General features: G+C 67.3%; 17 protein-coding genes. 11 read left to right on the top strand and 6 right to left on the bottom strand.

What is annotated here, in order from left to right:
- The first annotated feature begins 36 nt into the window (after positions 1-36).
- On the top strand, positions 37-660 hold the full coding sequence (locus BJQ94_RS15325) for a hypothetical protein (protein ID WP_275875508.1): 624 nt from the start codon (positions 37-39) through the stop codon (positions 658-660).
- A 19-nt stretch (positions 661-679) separates the two neighbouring features.
- Positions 680-1,123, top strand: coding sequence for a hypothetical protein (locus BJQ94_RS15320; protein ID WP_265401350.1), 444 nt, complete (start codon positions 680-682; stop codon positions 1,121-1,123).
- A gap of 7 nt (positions 1,124-1,130) precedes the next feature.
- On the opposite strand, the gene BJQ94_RS15315 is transcribed toward BJQ94_RS15320, so the two are convergent.
- Positions 1,131-2,321: an SAM-dependent methyltransferase gene (locus BJQ94_RS15315; protein ID WP_265401349.1), complete on the bottom strand. Its 1,191-nt coding sequence runs from the start codon at positions 2,319-2,321 to the stop codon at positions 1,131-1,133.
- A gap of 145 nt (positions 2,322-2,466) precedes the next feature.
- On the opposite strand from BJQ94_RS15315, the gene groES reads away from it, so the two are divergent.
- The 3 genes from groES to BJQ94_RS15300 all read left to right on the top strand — a co-directional run bounded on the left by groES (position 2,467) and on the right by BJQ94_RS15300 (position 5,294).
- A complete protein-coding gene (gene groES / locus BJQ94_RS15310) occupies positions 2,467-2,763 on the top strand; it encodes a co-chaperone GroES (protein ID WP_066597535.1) in 297 nt (98 codons plus the stop codon).
- A 176-nt stretch (positions 2,764-2,939) separates the two neighbouring features.
- Positions 2,940-3,827, top strand: coding sequence for an EamA family transporter RarD (rarD, locus tag BJQ94_RS15305; protein ID WP_265401369.1), 888 nt, complete (start codon positions 2,940-2,942; stop codon positions 3,825-3,827).
- Between the two features lie 168 nt (positions 3,828-3,995).
- Positions 3,996-5,294: an ABC transporter substrate-binding protein gene (locus BJQ94_RS15300; protein WP_265401348.1), complete on the top strand. Its 1,299-nt coding sequence runs from the start codon at positions 3,996-3,998 to the stop codon at positions 5,292-5,294.
- A gap of 109 nt (positions 5,295-5,403) precedes the next feature.
- Here the strand turns inward: BJQ94_RS15300 and BJQ94_RS15295 are convergent, their stop codons facing one another.
- Positions 5,404-7,554: an alpha-galactosidase gene (locus tag BJQ94_RS15295; RefSeq protein WP_265401347.1), complete on the bottom strand. Its 2,151-nt coding sequence runs from the start codon at positions 7,552-7,554 to the stop codon at positions 5,404-5,406.
- 217 nt (positions 7,555-7,771) lie between these two features.
- Between BJQ94_RS15295 and BJQ94_RS15290 the strand changes: the two genes are divergently transcribed.
- The 6 genes from BJQ94_RS15290 to BJQ94_RS15265 are packed head-to-tail and all read left to right on the top strand — an operon-like array spanning position 7,772 to position 15,454.
- Entirely contained in the window at positions 7,772-9,463 is a 1,692-nt protein-coding gene (locus BJQ94_RS15290; RefSeq protein WP_265401346.1) for an ABC transporter substrate-binding protein, read from the top strand.
- Positions 9,464-9,518: 55 nt separating this feature from the next.
- Positions 9,519-10,508, top strand: coding sequence for an ABC transporter permease (locus tag BJQ94_RS15285; protein ID WP_265401345.1), 990 nt, complete (start codon positions 9,519-9,521; stop codon positions 10,506-10,508).
- Between the two features lie 14 nt (positions 10,509-10,522).
- On the top strand, positions 10,523-11,524 hold the full coding sequence (locus tag BJQ94_RS15280) for an ABC transporter permease (RefSeq protein WP_265401344.1): 1,002 nt from the start codon (positions 10,523-10,525) through the stop codon (positions 11,522-11,524).
- On the top strand, positions 11,521-12,420 hold the full coding sequence (locus BJQ94_RS15275; protein ID WP_265401343.1) for an ABC transporter ATP-binding protein: 900 nt from the start codon (positions 11,521-11,523) through the stop codon (positions 12,418-12,420). Before BJQ94_RS15280 ends, BJQ94_RS15275 begins: the two co-directional genes overlap by 4 nt.
- Positions 12,417-13,316 (top strand): ATP-binding cassette domain-containing protein, encoded by a 900-nt coding sequence (locus tag BJQ94_RS15270; RefSeq protein WP_265401342.1) that lies wholly within the window; start codon positions 12,417-12,419, stop codon positions 13,314-13,316. The genes BJQ94_RS15275 and BJQ94_RS15270 overlap by 4 nt, the downstream gene beginning before the upstream one ends.
- Before the next feature lie 5 nt (positions 13,317-13,321).
- Positions 13,322-15,454, top strand: a complete 2,133-nt coding sequence (locus BJQ94_RS15265; RefSeq protein ID WP_265401341.1) for a glycoside hydrolase family 36 protein — start codon at positions 13,322-13,324, stop codon at positions 15,452-15,454.
- Between the two features lie 87 nt (positions 15,455-15,541).
- Here BJQ94_RS15265 and BJQ94_RS15260 read toward each other — a convergent pair whose 3' ends face one another.
- From BJQ94_RS15260 to BJQ94_RS15245, 4 genes are read right to left on the bottom strand one after another with little or no spacing between them, the layout of a single operon-like run.
- Complete coding sequence (locus BJQ94_RS15260) at positions 15,542-16,312, bottom strand: ABC transporter ATP-binding protein (RefSeq protein ID WP_265401340.1); 771 nt, start codon at positions 16,310-16,312, stop codon at positions 15,542-15,544.
- Positions 16,299-17,174 carry an ABC transporter ATP-binding protein gene (locus BJQ94_RS15255; RefSeq protein WP_265401368.1) on the bottom strand — a complete coding sequence of 292 codons (876 nt, stop codon included), beginning with the start codon at positions 17,172-17,174 and terminating at the stop codon, positions 16,299-16,301. Before BJQ94_RS15255 ends, BJQ94_RS15260 begins: the two co-directional genes overlap by 14 nt.
- 37 nt (positions 17,175-17,211) lie before the next feature.
- Positions 17,212-18,192, bottom strand: coding sequence for a branched-chain amino acid ABC transporter permease (locus BJQ94_RS15250; RefSeq protein WP_265401367.1), 981 nt, complete (start codon positions 18,190-18,192; stop codon positions 17,212-17,214).
- A gap of 12 nt (positions 18,193-18,204) precedes the next feature.
- Positions 18,205-19,464 (bottom strand): branched-chain amino acid ABC transporter permease, encoded by a 1,260-nt coding sequence (locus BJQ94_RS15245; RefSeq protein WP_265401366.1) that lies wholly within the window; start codon positions 19,462-19,464, stop codon positions 18,205-18,207.
- Between the last annotated feature and the right edge of the window lie 231 nt (positions 19,465-19,695).

The raw sequence follows: 19,695 nt of genomic DNA, 5'->3' as shown, positions 1-19,695 counted from the left end.
GACGCCCAGGCGTCGACAGGAAGGGAACGATCAATCATGACTGACCCGAACACACCAGACCCGGCTGTCCCGCACGTCCCGGAGGTGCCCCAGGTGCCGGACGTGCCTCAGGTGCCCGACGTGCCTCAGGTGCCGGACTTCCCGCAGTCGAGCGCGGCGGGCGATCCGCCCGCAGGCCCGCCCACCGGACCGCCCGCCGGCGCAAGCGGCGCGCCCGCCGAGCCGCCGCGGGGACCCGTCCCGCCGCCGCCCGGCCCGTCGACCCCGCCGCCCGCCCGTGGGCCGGCGACCGGCTACGGGCCGCCGCCACCGCCCTACGGCAGCCCGCCGCCCGGTCACGGAGCTCCGCCGTCGTATTCCGGCACCAAACAGCCGCTGCTCAGCATCCTCTCGATGGTCGCCGGTGTGATCGGCATCCTGGGAACCCCCGTGGGATTCCTGCCGATCTTCGGCGGCATCCTCGCCCTGATCCTGCCGGCCGCCGCCGTGGTGCTCGGATTCCTCGGCCGCACCCGGGAGCCGGGCGCGCGCGGCTTCTGGCTCACCGGCCTCATCACCGGTTTCGTGGGCATCGGACTGGCCCTGTTGAGTATCCTGCTGTGGTCCCTGTTTTTCGCCACCGTGCCGATGAACGGGTACAACTACAACTACAACTACTGACCTGCCCGAAAGATCACCCATGCCCAGTCCTGACGCCGAGGCGCCGGCCCAGACCCGCGCAGAGGCGCGCGCCCGCGACCAGGCACAGGCCCTGGGCGCGTCCGGCGGCCTCACCCGGCCGCCGGTCGCGGGCGAACTGGCGTACGAGTCCACGGTCACCGCGCCCACCGAGTGGGTGCCGTATGTCTACACGACAGCCGAGATCCAGACCCACGCCGCCCGCCGGGGACTGAGCATCGCGGCCGTCGTCTGCGGGGCGCTCGGCGTGCTGGCCGGCATCTTCGTCATCTGGGGTGCACCGCTGAGTGTGGCCGCCGTGATCCTGGCCCTCGTCGCCCGGTTCGTCGAGAGCCGGTCGGGCGCACTGTGGATCCTCGGCCTGGGCAGCGGCATCGTCGGCATCCTGATGGCCGGTGTGTGGTTCGTCGTGATCACACAGATGCTGCCCGCCTACTACGGCTGAGCCCGGCTCAGACCCGTTCCACCAGGAGAGCCACCTTGTGCCCGGCCGCGCGGGTCATCACGAGGGTGCCGGAGTTCGGGCCCTTGAGCTTCAACCGGGTGCGCAGGGTGGCCGGATCCACGTCCACGCCGCGCTTCTTGATCTCCAGCGTGCCGATCTTGCGTTCGGCGAGGGCCAGGCGCAACTTCTTCTCGTCGGTGGGCAGCACCTCGAGCACCCGGAACGCCGTGGCGAACGGGGTTTCGGTGAGGGTGGCGCTGGTGAGGTAGGCGAGACCCTCGCTGAGCATCAGCGCGTCCATCGACCTGGCCAGATCGCCGATCAGGCGGGCGCGGATGACGGCTCCGTCGGGCTCGTAGACGTACTCGCCGAGCTCGCCCACACCGACGTCTTCGCTGTCGGCCGGGGCGGTGAGTTCCGCGACGACGCCCTCTTTACCGAGCAGCAGCGCCGCCCGACGGATGCCGGGGCGTGCGAGCGCGCCGAACCACAGCCCCATCTCCACGAGCTTGCCCTCCACCGACACCCACTGCGCCTCGGCGGTCTCCGGGATCTGATCTCGGTCGTGGCCGGGGCCGAGCTTGACGCCGATGGGCATCCGCTCGGCCAACGCGAAGACGTCGTCGAGGTTGGGCGAGTAGTCCTCCGGACGGGTGAGCCGGCTGGTGTTGCCGTGCCCGGCCGTGCGCCGGGCCGGATCGAACCAGAGCGCGTCGAACTCCGACGGGTCGACGTCGGCCGAGTCGGCGCAGCGCACCGACGAGCCGGGGAACGGCGCCAGGTTGAAACTGGCGACGGTGGCCGTCACCTCGTCGACATCGATCGCGGTCACGGCCAGGTCCATCGCGGCCATGGCCATGGCGTCCCCGCCGATGCCGCAGCCCACGTCGGCGACCCGGCTGAGCCCGGCCGCCACGAACCGTCCGGCGTGCAACGCCGCCACCCGCAGCCGGGTGGCCTGCTCGAGACCGGCCTCGGTGAACAGCATCCGGTCGGCGAAATCACCGAACTTGAGGCTGGCCTTGGCCCGCAACCGGGACTGGTACAGCACCGCGTTGACAAGTGCGGGGGAGTGCCCGGCCTTTCGCAGCGCACTCACCGTGCGCACGACGTCGGCGCCGGCCTCGTAGGCGGGCAGGGAGTCCAGCAGGCGCAGGCCTTCGGGTGAGAGCAGCTCCACGAGCTCGGCGCGTTCCATCCCGCAAACCTATCAACCGAAACCGGGAGGCCGGCCGAAGACGATTGGCACTCACATTGCGTGAGTGCCAGTTGCGCCCTAAACTCGACTTAGCACTCTCGCTGTGAGTCTGCTAACTACGTCTTAGCTAAGAAAGAGGTCAACCGTGTCGGTCTCCATCAAGCCGCTCGAAGATCGCATCGTCATCAAGCAGGTGGATGCAGAACAGACCACCGCTTCCGGACTTGTGATCCCGGACACCGCCAAAGAGAAGCCCCAGGAGGGCGAAGTTGTCGCCGTCGGCCCCGGCCGCATTGACGACAACGGCAACCGCATCCCGCTCGACGTCGCCGTCGGCGACAAGGTGATCTACTCCAAGTACGGTGGAACCGAAGTCAAGTTCGGTGGCGAGGACCTCCTCGTTCTGTCGGCCCGCGACGTTCTCGCGGTCGTCGTTCGCTAGTCACACCCCATATCGTTGAATCCCGGATGGCCTCGGCCATCCGGGATTTTTCGCGTCCAGAGGGGTAGCCAGTGCACACGAGTCCGACCGATCCGACCGAGCCGACGCAGTCGACCGAGCCGACGGATGCCGGCCGCGGCCGGGCGCGCCCGCCGCGCAGCGCCGCCAGAACCGGGCTGATCTTCGCGATCTGCTCCTACGGCATCTGGGGCTTCCTGCCGCTGTACTTCCTCCTGCTCGCGCCCACCGGCGCGTTCGAGATCGTGGCCTGGCGGGTGCTCTTCTCGCTGGCCTTCTGCGCCGTGCTGATCCTGTCCACCCGGGCCTGGCGGCCCCTCCTGGCGGCACTGCGATCGCCCCGGATCGTGTGGACGATGGGCCTGGCCGGCGTACTCATCTTCATCAACTGGCAGACCTTCATCCTCGCCGCCCTGAGCGGGCACGTCGTGGAAACGGCTCTGGGCTACTTCATCAACCCCATCATCACCGTGCTGCTGGGCGTGCTCGTGCTGCACGAACGCCTGCGCGCCGCGCAGTGGGCCGCCGTGGTGATCAGCTTCATCGCCGTGATCGTGCTCACCGTCGGCTACGGCACCGTGCCGTGGATCTCGCTCATCCTGGCGTTCTCGTTCGGGTTCTACGGGCTGATCAAAAGGCGCGTCGGCGGCCACATCGATGCCCTCTCCGGCCTCACCCTCGAGACGATGTGGCTGACCCCGGTGGCGATCATCCAGCTGGTGGTCGTGTCGCTGATCTCCGGGCTCACCTTCGGCACGGTCTCCCCGGTGCACAGCATCGCCCTGATCGGCTCCGGCGTGCTCACCGCGGTGCCGTTGTTGTTCTTCGCCGCCGCCTCCCGGCGCCTGCCGTTGACGACCCTCGGCCTGGTGCAGTACCTCGCGCCGGTGCTGCAACTCATCGTCGGTGTCGTGGTTCTGCACGAGCCGATGCCGCCGGAACGCTGGCTTGGCTTCGGGCTGGTCTGGCTGGCACTGCTCGTGCTCACCGTCGACACCGTGGCCTCCGGACGGGCCCAGCGTCGCCTCGTCACCGACCCCATTTAGGGCCCCTGATCAAGGCATCCTGATCAGGCGCCCGTTCGTAACGATTTGGTCGCGTTACACGGCTGTAACACGACCGCCTTGTTTGACGTCCTTCTGGTGAATACCTTTACAGCACGGCAACGATCGTTTGCCAGCTCTTCTTCCGATTCCCCTTACCCAAGGAGCAACATGAGCGTATTCGCGAAGGCCTCGGCCTCCCGCTCGGCCCGGGCAGTAGTCACCGGCGTCGCCATCTTCGGCGTCAGCGCACTTCTGCTCACCGGATGCAGCACCGATGCGGCTGAGACGCCCGCATCCGACGCACCCGCAGCCGACAGCAGCGACGTCACCGCAATCGAGGCCGGCGACCGCGATCTGACCCTCAAGGTCGGAACGATCCTCCCGCAGAGTGGTGGACTCGCCTTCCTCGGCCCGCCCGAAGAAGCCGGTGTGCAGCTCGCGATCAACGAGGTCAACGACGCCGACCTGGGCATCGACATCGAAGCCATCCTCCGCGACTCCGGCGACACCACCACAGACACCGCCACCGTCTCCGTGACCGACCTGCTCTCGCAGGACGTCTCGGCGATCATCGGTGCGGCATCCTCTGGTGTCTCCAAGACCGTCATCGACCAGATCACCGGCGCCGGCGTTGTGCAGTTCTCGCCGGCCAACACCTCGGCCGACTTCACGGACTACGCCGACAACGGCCTGTACTGGCGCACCGCGCCGTCCGACCTCCTGCAGGGTGAGGTCCTGGGCAACCAGATCGCCGAAGACGGCAACAGCACCCTCGGCCTGATCGTGCTCAACGACTCCTACGGAACCGGCCTCGCCGAGTCCACCACCGCCGCTTTCGAAGCAGCCGGTGGAGAAGTCGTCGCGACCTCGCTCTTCAACGAAGGCGACTCGAACTTCGCCGCTCAGATCGCTGAAGTCACCGCAGAGAACCCCGACGCGATCGCCCTGATCACGTTCGACCAGGCCAAGGTCATCACCCCGGCCCTCGTCGGCGGCGGCTTCCCCGGCGACAGCCTCTACTTCGTTGACGGCAACCTGGCCGACTACAGCGCCGACTTCGCAGCCGGCCTGGTCGAGGGCTCGAAGGGCACGCTGCCCGGTCTCGACGTTGCAACGCTGGGTGACTTCACCGAGCGCCTGCTCGAGGTCGACCCGTCGCTCACCGACTTCAGCTACGCGGCCGAGTCCTACGACGCCGTCATCCTGATCGCCCTGGCTGCATACGCCGGCAACGACGTGTCGGGTGAGTCCATCGCCAGCTACCTCCAGCAGGTGTCGGGTGGTACCGGTGAAGGCACCAAGGTCACCGACTTCGCAGCTGGCGCCGAGGCGCTCGCCGCCGGCGACCAGATCGACTACGACGGTTACTCCGGACCGATCACGTTCGATGAGAACGGCGACCCGACCGACGCGACGATCGGCATCTACGAGTACGGTGCAGACAACACGTACAGCCGCATCAACTAGTCACCACCGCTGACGCGGGACAACCACAGCAGACGTCCCGCACCAGCACCAGAAGGGCCCCGGCTTCCGCCGGGGCCCTTCTGCGTGCCAGGGCTCTTGAGAGCGGGGCTCAGGCGCGGGTGAGGTGCAGCACGATGGCCTGCGCGGGCCAGAGCGCCGGGATCTGCAGGCCGACCGTGCCCAGCACGCTGCCGGGCAGGGTGACCTCGCCGGCCGACAGCCAGGCCGGGGTGACCCAGCCGTGCAAGCTGCGGCCGATCTCTCGGCGTACCCGCACCGTGTACCGCGCCGACGGGTCGAGCCCGTGCAGCCGGATGTGCTCGGGCAGGGAGTCCTCCGTGGTGGCCACGCTCGCCACGGTGTACACCGCGGCGCTCCGGTCGGGCAGCACGGCGCCGGTCAGGCGCAGGGCGGGATCGCGCAGGTCGCCGTGCACCGCGGTTCCGGTATGGATTATGTGCCGCACCTCCTTGTACAGCCCGGAGAACGCCGCGATCGTCGCCAACTCCTCCTCGGTGCATTCGGCGATGTTCCACTCGAACCCGGCCGAGCCCATCAGGCTGGTCGCCAGCCGGTAGGACAGGTCGGTCGCCCGTCCCGAGCTGTGCGCCACCGTCGGGCCCACGTGTCCGCCGACCAGTTCGGGCGGCAGCAACAGCTGGGTCCAGCGCTGGATGTCCTGGCGTTCGATCGGATCGTTGGAGTCGCTGGCCCACATGCGGTCGGCGACGGCCATCACCCCGAGGTCGGAGCGCGCGCCGCCGCTGGAGCAGGACTCGATCTCCAAGCCCGGGTGCCGGCCCTTCAGCTCGGCGAACAGCCGGTAGGCCGCCAGGGTCTGCTCGTGCACGCCGTACCGACCGGCGTGCACGGCCTCGACGAGGTCACGGTTGTGGTCCCACTTGATGAAATCGATGCCCAGTTCGGTGACGAGAGCGTCCATCTGGCCGAGCACGTGGGCGTACGCCGCCGGGTTGGCGATGTCGAGCACGAACTGCGTGCGCCAGGACAGCCCGGCGGGGAAGTCGATCATGCCGGGATCGTGCAGCAGCCAGTCCGGGTGGGCGCGGGCCACGTCGGAGTCCAGGTTCACCATCTCGGGTTCGAACCACAGTCCGAATTCCATGCCGAGGCCGTGCACGTGCGCGGCGAGCGGGCCGAGCCCGTCCGGCCACACGGCGGGGTCGACGAGCCAGTCGCCGAGGCCCGTGGTGTCGTCCCGGCGAGACATGAACCAGCCGTCGTCGAGCACGAAGCGTTCGATGCCGACGTCGGCGGCCACCTCCGCCAGGTTCATGAGGTTGGCCTGGTCGTGGTCGAAATACACCGCCTCCCAGGTGTTGAGAACCAGTGGGCGCGGGTGCTGCGGATGCTGTGGCCGAGCACGCAGATAGGTGTGGAACCGGGCCGCGAGGCCGTCCAGGCCCGCTCCTGACCAAGCGAAGAAGACCACCGGAGTGGTGTAGCTCGAGCCGGGCTCGAGCACGATCTCACTCGGGCGGAGCAGTTCGCCGGCGCCGAGCACGGTCACGAACTCCGGTCCCCGGTCGGTGCGGTAGGTGGTGTCGGCGCTCCAGCCGAGGTGCACGGCCCAGAGTTCGCCGTGCCGGTCGGCCGGGCGGTCGATGGAGGCGATGAGCATGGTGGTGGAGTCGTGACCGCTCCGCCCGCGGCGGGTCTGCCGGGTGACGGTGCCGCGTGGCAGCTCGGTGGTCTGGGGGGTCTTCTCCCGGGTCCAGCGGCCGGAGAACGAGGTGATCTGGTCCACCGCCTTCGGTGCGGGCAGCGTGGGTTCGAGCCACTCCACCACGAGCGAGCCCGGTGCCGAGTTCGCAAGCTCGTGCCGCACGCTGATCACTCCTCCGGCCTCGATCGTGTAGTGCGCGGTGAAAACAAGCCCGGCCGTCTCGTCGAGGGCGGTCACCGTGACGCGATCGGCGGATGCCGCCACATCCAGTCCGGTCACTCGCCAACGGGGGAACACCGGCGCACCGTCGCGGGTGAGGAGGGTGCCGGGCCGGCCCGGCCAGCCGTCGGACTCCTGCGGCAGGATCGGCACCTGCCAGGCGGCGTCCAGGGTGCCGGGCGCGGTCTGCCGGCTCACGGCCGCGGAGAGCCCTGCGCAGTCGGCGTCGGTCAGTGCGCCGAGGTCGGCTCCCCAATGCAAGACGACCGGCAGGCCCGTTTCCGGCTGCTCCAGCAGCAGGGCGGTACCGGCATTTCGCAGCAGCACGAATCGGGGACGAGGGGAGTGTTGCATCGAAAAGCCTTTCACTGGATCACCGTTGACCACCATCGAGCGCTGTTGTCTCCCGGCGAGAACTTCAGCATAACGACCGGAAGGTCATTTTCCCGAGTAACTTGACTAACTAAATTTAAGGAGCTAGGAATGTCTATAGGTCGTGCCGGTGTGCCCGACAACACAGAGAATGACCGTCTAGGCACAGTGATGTGGCTGGCAAACGAGAGGATCAAAGATGTTCCTGCACAGTTCCCGCACGAGGAGCCTGGCGGTGGCGGCCATCGTCGCAACGGCCGCTCTCGCCCTCACCGGATGCACCTCGTCCGGCTCGTCATCGTCATCCGGGTCGACATCCGCCGACACGCTGATCGCCTACACCGGCCAGTCCGGCGACTACCAGATCAACTTCAACCCCTACTCGCCGTCCTCCATCGGCGGAATCGGCACCATCTTCGAGGGCCTGTTCTTCGTCACCAACGTCAACTCCGACCCGTACACCCCGCTGCTCGGCACCGACTACACCTGGAACGACGACGGCACCCAGCTGGACGTCACCCTCCGCGACGGCGTCACCTGGTCGGACGGCGAGGCCTTCACCGCCGACGACGTGGTCTTCACCTTCAACATGCTGCTCGAGACCCCGTCGATCAACACCGGCGGCTTCGACGGCACCGTCACCGCCACCGACGACACCCACGTGACCTTCACCTGGACGCACCCGGCCTTCGTCGACGGCCCCACGGTGCTGGGCCGCAGCTACATCGTGCCCGAGCACATCTGGAAAGACGTTGACCCCACCACCGACGTGATGGAGAAGCCGGTCGGAACGGGCGCGTTCACCCTCACCAACTTCAAGGCGCAGGCGTTCACCCTCAGCGCCAACCCCACCTACTGGGACGGTGAGCCGGCCGTGAAGGCCGTGCGGTACCTCTCCCTCTCGGGTAACACCGCCGGCGCGGATGCCCTCGCCGCCGGAACCATCGACTGGCAGACCGGCCCGGTTCCCGACATCAAGAACGTGTCGAAGAACTACCAGGGCTACGACGCCATCACCGTGCCGCAGAACCAGATGATCCTGGCCACCTGCTCCAGCGCCGAACTGGGCTGCACCGGCCCTCAGACCGACCCGGCCGTGCGCCAGGCCATCTACTACGCCATGGACCGCGACCAGGCCAACAGCCTCGCCTTCGAGGACACGGCCAGCGAGATCTCGCCCAGCTTCGCGCTCACCACGAGCCAGTCCGACCTCATCTCCAGCTCGCTGGAGGAACCGATCGCCCCGAGCGCACCCGACACCGACACCTCCGACGCGCTGCTCACCGGCGCCGGCTGGGCCAAGGGCGCCGACGGCATCTATGCGAAGGACGGCGAAAAGCTCTCCCTCACGGCCGAGGTCGTCACCGGCTGGACCGACTACATCACCGCGCTGGACACCATCAAGCAGCAGCTGAAGACCGCCGGCATCGACCTCACCGTCGCGCAGTCCTCCTGGAACGAGTGGACCGACAAGAAGGGCAAGGGCAACTACCAGCTGGCGATCGACTCGCTCGGCCAGGGCCCGGCAAGCGACCCGTACTACCTCTACAACAACTATTTCAGCACTGCGAACACCGCAGCGGTCGGCACGTCGGTCTCCCTCAACATCGGCCGTTTCAGCGACGCCAATGTGGATGCGGCCCTGACCGTTCTCAAGGCCACCAACCCGACCGACACGGCCACCCGCCAGACCCAGTTCGACATCATCCAGTCCAGCATCGTGGAGAACATGCCGTACATCCCGATCATGACCGGTGGCACCACCAGCGAATTCCACTCCGCCAAGTTCAGCGGATGGCCGACCCTCGACGACCTGTACGCCTTCCCGGCCATCTGGGCATCGCCGGACAACTCGCAGATCTTCAAGACGCTCGTTCCCACGGGCAAGTAACCCGGCCGCAGGCCAGGTCTGAGGAGAAGTTCGTACCGATGAACAAGGGAACCTGATGAATTACTTTCTGCGCAAGCTTGGCTTCTACGCCATCGCGTTGTGGGCCGCGCTCACGTTGAACTTCATGATTCCCCGTCTGCTTCCGGGCAACCCGGTGGACATCCTGCTTGCCAAGCTCCAGCAGCGTGGCGGCATCGTCACCGCTGAAACCCGGCGGGCATACGAACTTCTCCTCGGCGGCAACACCGACCAACCGTTGATCGCGCAGTACTGGGACTACCTGGTGAACGTCTCCCACGGTGACCTCGGCGTCTCGGTCACGTACTTCCCCGCCCCGGTCAGCGAGGTCATCTCGGCCTCGCTGCCCTGGACGATCATGCTCGTGGGCATCGCCACCATCCTCTCCACCATCCTCGGTGTCGGCCTGGGCGCCATCGTCGGCTGGAAGCCCGGCACCTGGCTCGACTCGCTTGTGCCGGCCACAACGCTGCTCGCGGCCGTGCCGTACTTCTGGCTCGCCCTGATCCTCGTCTACGCCTTCGCCACCACCTGGCGACTGTTTCCCGGCCAGGGCGGCTACGACGTGGTGCTCGACCCCGGCTGGAGTTGGGAATTCATCGGATCCGCGGTGAAGTACGGATTCCTGCCGGCGCTGACCATCGTCATCGCCTCCATCGGCGGCTGGCTGCTGGGCATGCGCAACATGATGGTCTCCACCCTCAGCGAGGACTACATCCTCACCGCGGAGGCCAAGGGTCTGCGGAACGGCAAGATCCTGCGCAGCTACGCCGCCCGCAACGCCATGTTGCCGTCGATCGCCGGCTTCGCGATCTCGCTGGGCTTCGTGGTCTCCGGGTCGATCGTCACCGAGCAGGTGTTCTCCTACCCGGGGATCGGCTCGAAACTGCTCACCGCCGTGACCAACAACGACTACGCACTCATGCAGGGGATCTTCCTCTACATCACCCTCGCCGTGCTCGGCGCGAACCTGGTGGTCGACATCCTCTACGGATTCATCGACCCCCGCACCCGGGCGAGAAGCTGAGAGAAGGGACGCTCATGACCAACCTCACACCGACAACCGAACCATCGATCGGGGACGCCCCCGACCAGCTGGCCGCCGCGGCCGATGCCCTCGGCGAGAAGCCACGCTCCGCCCTCCGGGCGATGCTGCCCACCCTCACCCCCTGGCTCGTCACCGGGCTCAGCCTGATCGGGCTGATCGCCCTGTTCGGCATCGTCGGGCCGTTCTTCGTGCAGGACCCCACCGTCATCCGCAACATCGGCCTGACGGCGCCGTCGGCCGACCACATCATGGGCACCACCCAGACCGGGCAGGATGTCTTCGCCCAACTGGCCTTCGCCACCAGGGGGTCACTGGAGATCGGCCTCCTCGTGGGCGTGCTCGCCACCATCCTCTCCGCGTTCTTCGGCATCCTCGGCGCCTATATCGGCGGTTTCGCCGACGAGGCGTTCTCGCTGTTCTCCAACGTGTTCCTCGTCATCCCCGGCCTGCCGCTCGTGATCGTCATCTCCGGCTTCGTGCCGCCCAAGCAGCGCGGACTCTGGACCATCGCCGTAGTGCTGGCCATCACCGGCTGGGCGGCGTCGTCCCGGGTGCTGCGCGCCCAGACCCTCTCGATCCGCAACCGCGACTACGTCAACGCGGCCCGGGTTTCCGGCGAACGGTCGTTCCGGGTGATCGCCGTGGAGATCCTGCCGAACCTGCTGCCCGTGCTCGCCTCCCAATTCGTGTTCGCGGTGATCGCGGCGATCCTGGCCGAGGCCGGCCTGGCCTTCCTCGGCCTGGGCGCGTCGAACTCGTCGACGCTGGGCACCATGCTCTTCTACGCCCAGAACGGTTTCGCGCTGCCCCTCGGAGCCTGGTGGTGGTTCATCCCGCCGGGGTTGATCATCGCCCTGTTCGGCACCGGGCTCTCGCTGATCAACTTCAGCATCGACGAGATCATCAACCCCCGACTGAAGAACGCCCGGCTGTACCGCAAGCGCAACAAAGCCGTCCTCCGCGCCGACAAGGCCACCCTCAGGAGCGCCTCATGACCCTCACCGCGAACCCCGGCCTGCCCAGCGTGCCGCAGACCCCGCCGCCGATGGTGCTCACCGTGCAGGACCTCACAGTGGTCTACGAGGTCGACCATCCGGTGACCGCCGTCAAGAACGTCAGCCTGGAGCTCGCGCGTGGCGAGATCCTCGGCCTGGCCGGGGAATCCGGCTGCGGCAAGACCACCCTGGCCTACGCCATCAACCGGCTGCACAAGCCGCCGGCCCGGATCTCCTCCGGCGAGATCACCTTCCACGACAAGGCCGACGGCGACCTCAACCTGCTCACCCTCGGCGCCGAGCAGCTGCGCATGTTCCGCTGGGACAAGCTCTCCATGGTGTTCCAGGGCGCAATGAACGCCCTCAACCCGGTGACCACGGTGCGCGCGCAGCTGGAAGACGTGCTCACCACCCACCGGCCGGAGATGAAGAAGGCCGAGCGCCGGGAACTGGCCGCCAGCGTGCTGCAACTGGTGGGCGTCGACCGGTCCCGGCTCTCCTCCTACGCCCACGAACTCTCCGGCGGCATGCGGCAGCGCGTGATGATCGCCATGGCATTGCTGCTCGAGCCCCAGGTGATGATCATGGACGAACCCACCACGGCCCTGGACGTGGTGGTGCAGCGGGAGATCCTCCGGGAGATCGTGCGGCTCCGCGACGAACTCAACTTCGCCGTGATCTTCATCACCCACGACCTGCCGCTGCTCCTGGAGATCAGCGACCGGATCGCGATCATGCTCGCCGGCGAGATCGTGGAGATCGACACCGCCACGAACATCTACCGTAACCCGCAGCATCCGTACACCCAGAAGCTGCTCGGTTCCTTCCCCAGCCTCACCGGCGCACGCGGGTCGTTCATCCGTTCCGGTGTCAACAACAGTGCGGAGCTGTCATGACGAGCATCGAAGTCACCAACCTCAGCAAGCATTTCGTCTTGCGTGAGGGACTCAAGCGCAGCACGCTCAAGGCCGTGGACAGGGTCTCCTTCGACCTCACCCCCGGTCGCACGGTGGCGCTCGTCGGTGAGTCCGGCTCGGGCAAGTCCACCATCGCCCGCATGCTCTCCAGGCTGGAGAAACCCACCTCCGGGCAGATCAAGGTGACGCTCGACGACGGCACCCAGGTGGGCGGGTCGATCTACCGCCGGCACGTGCAGATGGTGTTCCAGGACCCGTTCGCCTCGCTCAATCCGTTCCACTCGATCGAGCACCACATCGCCCGGCCCCTGATCATCCATCACCGCACCCGCGGCACCGCGCAGACTCACGAGCGGGTGCTGCAGATGCTCGAGCGGGTGAACCTCACCCCCGCCGCGGACATGGCCATGCGACGCCCGCACGAGCTCTCCGGCGGGCAGCGCCAGCGTGTGGCGATCGCCAGGGCGCTGGCACCGGGAGCCCAGGTGCTCGTCGCCGACGAGCCGGTGTCGATGCTCGACGTGTCGATCCGCCTCGAGGTGCTCAACCTGATGGCCCGGCTGCAGCGCGAAGACAACCTCGCGGTGCTCTACATCACCCACGACCTGGCCACGGCGCGGCATTTCTCCGACGAGATCCTTGTCATGTTCCGCGGCCGGATCGTGGAGCGGGGACCCGCAGACAACGTGATCCTCGACCCGCAGCATCCGTACACCAAGCTGCTGGCGCTCGCCGCGCCCGACCCGGAGCAGGCCGGCAAGGTCATCGCCACCGAGACCACCTTCGACCACAAGTCGTTCGACAACCAGAGCACCTTCAACCACTACACCCGGGAATGGACCTCCGCCGACGGCGAGGTCCTCGAGCGCGTCTGACGGCCGTGACCGAGTTCCAGTGGCGCACGGATGCGCTGTCCCTCACCTTCGGGTACAACGACGAGGCGCCGGTCACGCTCCGGTCCCTGCGTCCGGCCGGCCCGGCGGCCGTTGGCCCGGCATCCGTTGACACCATCGACGGCCTGCTGGACCAGCCGCTGGTGGAGGTTTCGGCCATCGGCCACGGCCGGTTCCCCGGCAGCTTCCGGCACGTGGACACCGTCCTGGGCGCCGCCCTGCGCTACCGCGGGCACGCCGAGACGGCTGAGGGGGCGTTCCGGGAACTGCGCATCGACCAGGTCGAGGCCGGCACGGGGGTGCGGGTGACGAGCGTTTTCCGCGCGGAGACGGCCACGGCCGCGTTCCAGACCTGGACCGTCGTGGAGCTCGACGAGGAGGCTGCGGGCGGGCCCCTCACCCTCGACTTCGTCTCCTCCTTCGCCACCGGTGCGTTCCTCCCCGACACCGGCCTCACCGTCGACGCCTTCGAGCTGCTCAGCGGCGAGAACGACTGGGTGGCCGAGAACCGGTGGAGCAGGAGGCCGCTCCGCGAACTCGGCCTGGCCCGCATCGACAGGGACGTGCAGCACCACCCGCCGCGCAGCCGCTGCCTGGTCTCCAACCGGGGCTCCTGGTCGACGGGCGAGCGGCTGCCCACCGGGGCGCTGCTCTGCCAGGAGGCCGACTACGCCTTGGCCTGGCAGGTGGAGCACAACGGGCCGTGGAGCTACGAGATCGGCGAGAGCAGGCACGGCGCGTACCTGCTGCTGGCCGGGCCCACCGACCAGGAGAACCAATGGTCGACGATGATCGACGCCGGGCACGGCTTCACGTCGGTGCCGGTCTCGGTCGGGATCGCCGGCGGGGGAGTGGATGCGGCGCTGGCCGTGCTCACCGACCAGCGCCGCGTCATCCGGCAGCCGCGCGTCGCCGACGCGGCCCTGCCGGTGATCTTCAACGACTACATGAACACCCTGATGGGCGATCCCACCACCGAGAAGCTCCTGCCGCTGATCGACGCGGCCGCGTCCGTGGGCGCGGACTACTTCTGCATCGACGCCGGTTGGTACGCCGAGGGGCACTGGTGGGACACCGTGGGCGCCTGGCAGCCGGCCGCCAGCCGGTTCCCGAATGGCATCACCGAGGTGATCGAGCACATCCGCGCCCGCGGCATGGTCGCCGGCCTGTGGCTGGAACCCGAGGTCATCGGGGTGCACTCGCCGCTGGCCCGCTCGCTGCCCGACAACGCGTTCTTCTCCCGCGGCGGCATCCGGGTGGCCGAGCACGGCCGGCACCACCTCGACCTGCGCTCGCCCGCGGCGCGCGCCCACCTCGACGCGGTCGTCGACCGGCTGGTCTCCGACTACGGCGTGGGCTTCTTCAAGATGGACTACAACACCATGGCAGGCCCTGGCACCGACTCCACCGGCGGGGCCGCCGGCGACGGCCTGCTCGGCCACAACCGGGCGCTGCTCGATTGGCTCGACGGCATCCAGGCCAGGCACCCGCACCTCGTGATCGAGAACTGCGCCTCAGGGGCCATGCGGATGGACTACGCCATGATGAGTCGACTGCACCTGCAGTCCACCTCCGACCAGCAGGATCCGGTGCTGTACGCGCCGATCGCCGCCGCCGCACCCGCGTCGCTGCTGCCGGAGCAGGCCGGCAACTGGGCGTATCCGCGAGCGGGCATGACGCCGGAACTGTTCACCTTCTCGTTGGTGAACGCGATCCTCGGCCGGATGTACCTCTCCGGGTATATCAACCGGATGAGCCCGGCCGAGGTCACCGCGGTCATCGAGGCGGTGGCCGCGCAGAAGGTCGTCCTGGCCGACATCCGCACCTCGTACGCCGTGTGGCCGCTCGGCCTGCCCAGCTGGGACGAGCCCTGGGTGGCCCTGGGCCTGACCGCGCCGGAAGACACGCTGCGGCTGTCGCTCTGGTGTCGGCCGGGGGCCGCGGACGCCGTGACAGTGCCGCTGCCGGCCTTCGCCGGCCGCGAGATCGAGGTGCTGCCCTTCTTCCCCGCCCAGCAGCACGGCTGGTCCTGGTCCTGGAACGCCGCGGCGGGGCTCCTCACCGTGACGGTGACAGTTCCGGCGCCCACCGCCCGGGTGCTCACCCTCCGCCCCCGTTAACGCGAACTGCCCCGTTGCGGACGAGTTGCCCTGCTACTGCGGGGCAACTCGACCGCAACGGGGCAAGTCGGTGATGAGAGGGCGGGGCTAGTCGTCCTGGCCCAGGGTGCCCAGGTACAGGCCGATCACCTTGGGGTCGTTCAGCAGCTCACGGCCGGTACCCGTGTAGGCGTCCCGGCCCTGGTCGAGCACGTAGCCGCGGTCGCAGATCTGCAGGCAGCGGCGCGCGTTCTGCTCCACCATGATCGTGGTCACGCCGGCCTTGTTGATCTCCTTCACCCGCAGGAACGCCTCGTCCTGGCGCACGGGGGAGAGACCGGCGCTCGGCTCGTCGAGCAGCAGCACGTGCGGGCCCATCATGAGCGCCCGCGACATCGCCACCATCTGGCGCTCGCCACCGGAGAGCGACCCGGCGCGCTGGCCGAGGCGCTTGCGCAGTTCGGGGAAGATCTCCGTGACGAACTCGAGCCGCTCGGCCAGTCCCTTGGGCTTCTGGTACATGCCCATCTCCAGGTTCTCCTGGATAGTGAGCGTGGGGAAGACGTTGTTCGTCTGCGGGACGAACCCCACGCCCTTCGAGACCAGCTTGTTGGCCTTGAGGTTGGTGATGTTGTCGCCGCGCAGCCGGATCTCGCCCTCGCGCACCTTCACGAGGCCGAAGATCGACTTGAGCAGCGTGGACTTGCCGGCGCCGTTCGGGCCGATGATGCCGATCAGCTCGCCGGCGTATGCGGTCAGCGAGCACTCGTTGAGGATGTTGACGCCGGGCACGTAGCCGGCCGTCACGTTCTTGACCTCGACGACGGCGGTGCGCACCGGGGGCGGCGTGGCGTCGACCAGCGGGCTAGAGTTCGTCATCGAGCAGCTCCTTAATGGCTCCGACATGTTCTTGTTCGGCGTTCGGGTCCTCGCCGAGGTCCTCGTCGTGGTGCTGGCCCAGGTATGCGTCGATGACGGCCTGGTTGCGCATGACCTCGTGCGGGTCGCCTTCTGCGACGACCTTGCCCTCGGCCATCACGATCACCCAGTCGGCGATGTGCCGCACCATGTGCATGTCGTGCTCGACGAAGAGCACGCTCATGCCTTCGGCCTTGAGGTTGAGGATGTGGTCGAGCAGCGACTGGGTCAGCGCCGGGTTGACCCCGGCCATCGGCTCGTCGAGCATCACCAGGGTCGGGTCGCTCATGAGCGCCCGTGCCATCTCGAGAAGCTTGCGCTGCCCGCCGGAGAGGCTGGCCGCGTAGTCGTCCTTCTTGGTGTCCAGCTTGAACCGGGCCAGCAGGTCGAGCGCCTTGACCTTGTTGTCGGCTTCCTGCTGGCGCCAGAGGAACGGCAGCACCGCTCGGAACAGGTTCTCGCCGACCTGCGCCTTGGCGCCGAGCAGCATGTTGTCCATCACGGTGAGCAGGCCGAGGGCTTTGGTGAGCTGGAAGGTGCGCACCTGGCCCATCCGGGCCACCTTGAAGGCGGGCTTGCCGCCGATCGGGGTGCCGTCGAATGTCCACGAGCCGGTGTCGGGCTTGTCGAAGCCGGTGAGCAGGTTGAACAGCGTGGTCTTGCCGGCGCCGTTCGGCCCGATCAGGGCGGTGATGGCGCCGCGAGGCACCTCGAGGTGCTCGACGTCCACGGCCTTGAGGCCGCCGAAGGTACGGCTTACGCCGTCGACGACGAGGATCGGGTCCTTCTTCTTGCACCCGGGAACGGCCTCGCCGATGTGCATGTCGACGGTCTTGACGGGCTTGGCGGTGGGAACGGTGTTATTTGACAAAAGCCAGCTCCTTCTTGTTTCCGAAGATGCCCTGTGGTCTGTAGATGACTATGAGCATGATCGCCACACCCACCAGGATGAAGCGCAACTGTCCGGCCTGGATGCTCGACATGAACGGCAGCCAGCCGACCTCGACGGCGCGGGCGATGAAGCCGGAGAAGAACGACAGCAGCACCCAGAAGATCATCGATCCGATGACAGGTCCGAGGATCGTCGCGGCGCCACCGAGCAGCAGGATCGCGTAGACGAAGAACGTCAGCGACGTCTGGTAGTTCGACGGCACCACGGCCCGCGGCAGCACGAAGATCATTCCGGCGATCGTGCCGAACACGCCACCGAGGATCAGAGACTGCATCTTGTAGGCGTAGACGTTCTTGCCGAGCGCGCGCACGGCATCCTCGTCTTCACGGATGCCCTTGATCACGCGGCCCCACGGGCTGCGCATGATCTGCCAGGTGAACAGGCAGGCCAGGATCACGATGGTCCACGCCACGATGCGCAGCCACCAGTCGTAGGCGTTGTACTCGAACGGACCGAACCCGTAGGTGCCGTCGGGGATCGGGTTGAGGTCGGCGAAGCCGCCCTTGTACCCGCTGAGCCCGTTGGCCGAACCGGTGATCGGCTCGAAGGTGTTCGTCGTGAACAGCAGACGCACGATCTCGGCGGCCGCGATGGTCACGATGGCCAGATAGTCCGCCCGCAACCGCAGGGTCGGGATACCCAGGATCAAGGCGAAGATCACCGACGCGCCGATTCCCACGAGCACGGACGCCCAGACCGGGAAGCCGAAGCTCAGGGTCGAGATCGCGTAGCCGTAGGCACCGAGGGCCATGAAGCCGGCCTGGCCGAAGTTGAGCAGGCCGGTATAGCCGAAGTGAACTGCCAGCCCAAGCGCCGCGAGGGCGTAGGCGGCGGTGGTAGGGCTGATCAGCTCGACGGCCGCGTTGCTAAAGATTGCTCCCCAGTCGATCATCGTCAGCCCCTAGCCAATTCTCTCTTTGCGACCCAGGATGCCTTGCGGCCGAAGCAGCAGCACCAGGATCAAAACGACAAGTGCACCGACGTATTTGAGGTCGGACGGAAGCCACAACGTCGACAGTTCGACGAACAGGCCCACGATGATCGAACCCACCAGGGCGCCGAACGCGGTACCGAGACCACCGAGGGTGGTGGCGGCGAAGACGAGCAGCAGGATCTGGAAGCCCATGTCCCAGCTGACGCCCGGGCGGAAGTACGCCCAGAGCACACCGGACAGGCCGGCCAGCGACCCGCCGACGATCCAGACGATGCGGATGACGCCGTCGACGTCGATACCGCTCGCGGAGGCGAGGCTGGGGTTGTCGGAGACGGCTCTGGTGGCCTTGCCGATGCGGGTACGCAGCAGGAAGTAGGAGACCGCGAGGAGCACGACGATGCTGATGCCCATGCTGGCCAGGTCGATCGGCGAGAGCGAGATCGGGCCGAACTTCAAGTCGGCCATGCCGGAGCCGGGCAGCTGGCTGGTGCCGCCGCCGTAGAAGAGCTGGAAGGTGTAGCGCAGTGCGAGCGACAGGCCGATGCTGACGATCATCAGCGGGATCAACCCGACGCCCTTCTTCCGCAACGGTTTCCAGATCGCCGCATCGAGCCCATAACCCAGCAGACCGCTGAGCGCGATGGCCAGCAGGATGGCCAGCCAGATCGGCAGGCCCAGGGTTACGGACAGGGTGAGGGTGGCCAGAGCTCCGAAGGTGATCATCTCGGCGTGCGCGAAGTTGCTGAGCCCCGTGGTGCCGAAGATCAGCGACATGCCGATCGCGGCCAGCGCCAGCAGCAACCCGAAGTTCAGGCCGTTGACGAACCGGTTCACGAACTGGTCGAAGAAGCTCACCGTGGTGCGCTCGCCCTCGCCGAGGAAGAAGTTCACCGATTTGACTTTGGTGAGGCCGAACTCGGCCTTGATCTCGGATCCGCCCTTGGCGACGACGACGCCCTTGGGCAGGGTGTCCTCGTCGAGGCTGACCGTGTAGGCCTCCTTCTCCGGGACTCCGATGCGCCACTTGCCGTCTGCGTCGGTGACGACCTCGGCTTCATAGCCGGAGCCTTCGACGGAGATGAGCACGTCTTTGATGGGGTCGCCATCGAATTGCACGTTTCCGGCAATGACGTAGTCGTACTGATCAGTATTGATTTCGTCGGCCTGAGCAGCCCCCGCGCCAAGCGTGGAGAAGGTCAGGGCTGTGAGGAGTAGGCCGAGTAGCAGCACCACCCTTCGGGGTGTGAATTTGCGAATTGCGTGTGTATTACTCACTGCACCTCCAGGGCGGCACCGTCGGTGCGTATTCGAGCTGGCACGGACTTGCCTGCCAGCGACGTTGCTGACAGTACGTGCCGATTATGTCGCATATGTTTCGTGCGGCGATCCGGAAGGTTGATTCTGGATCGAGGAATGCGCCGCGCGCAATGTCGCTTAACATTGAATACCGGTTGTATC

The sequence above is a fragment of the Cryobacterium sp. SO2 genome, assembly GCF_026151165.2.
In the GTDB taxonomy this organism is placed as follows: Bacteria; Actinomycetota; Actinomycetes; order Actinomycetales; family Microbacteriaceae; genus Cryobacterium.
Note: the sequence above shows the minus strand (reverse complement) of the source record. Positions and strands in the feature narration are given on the sequence as shown.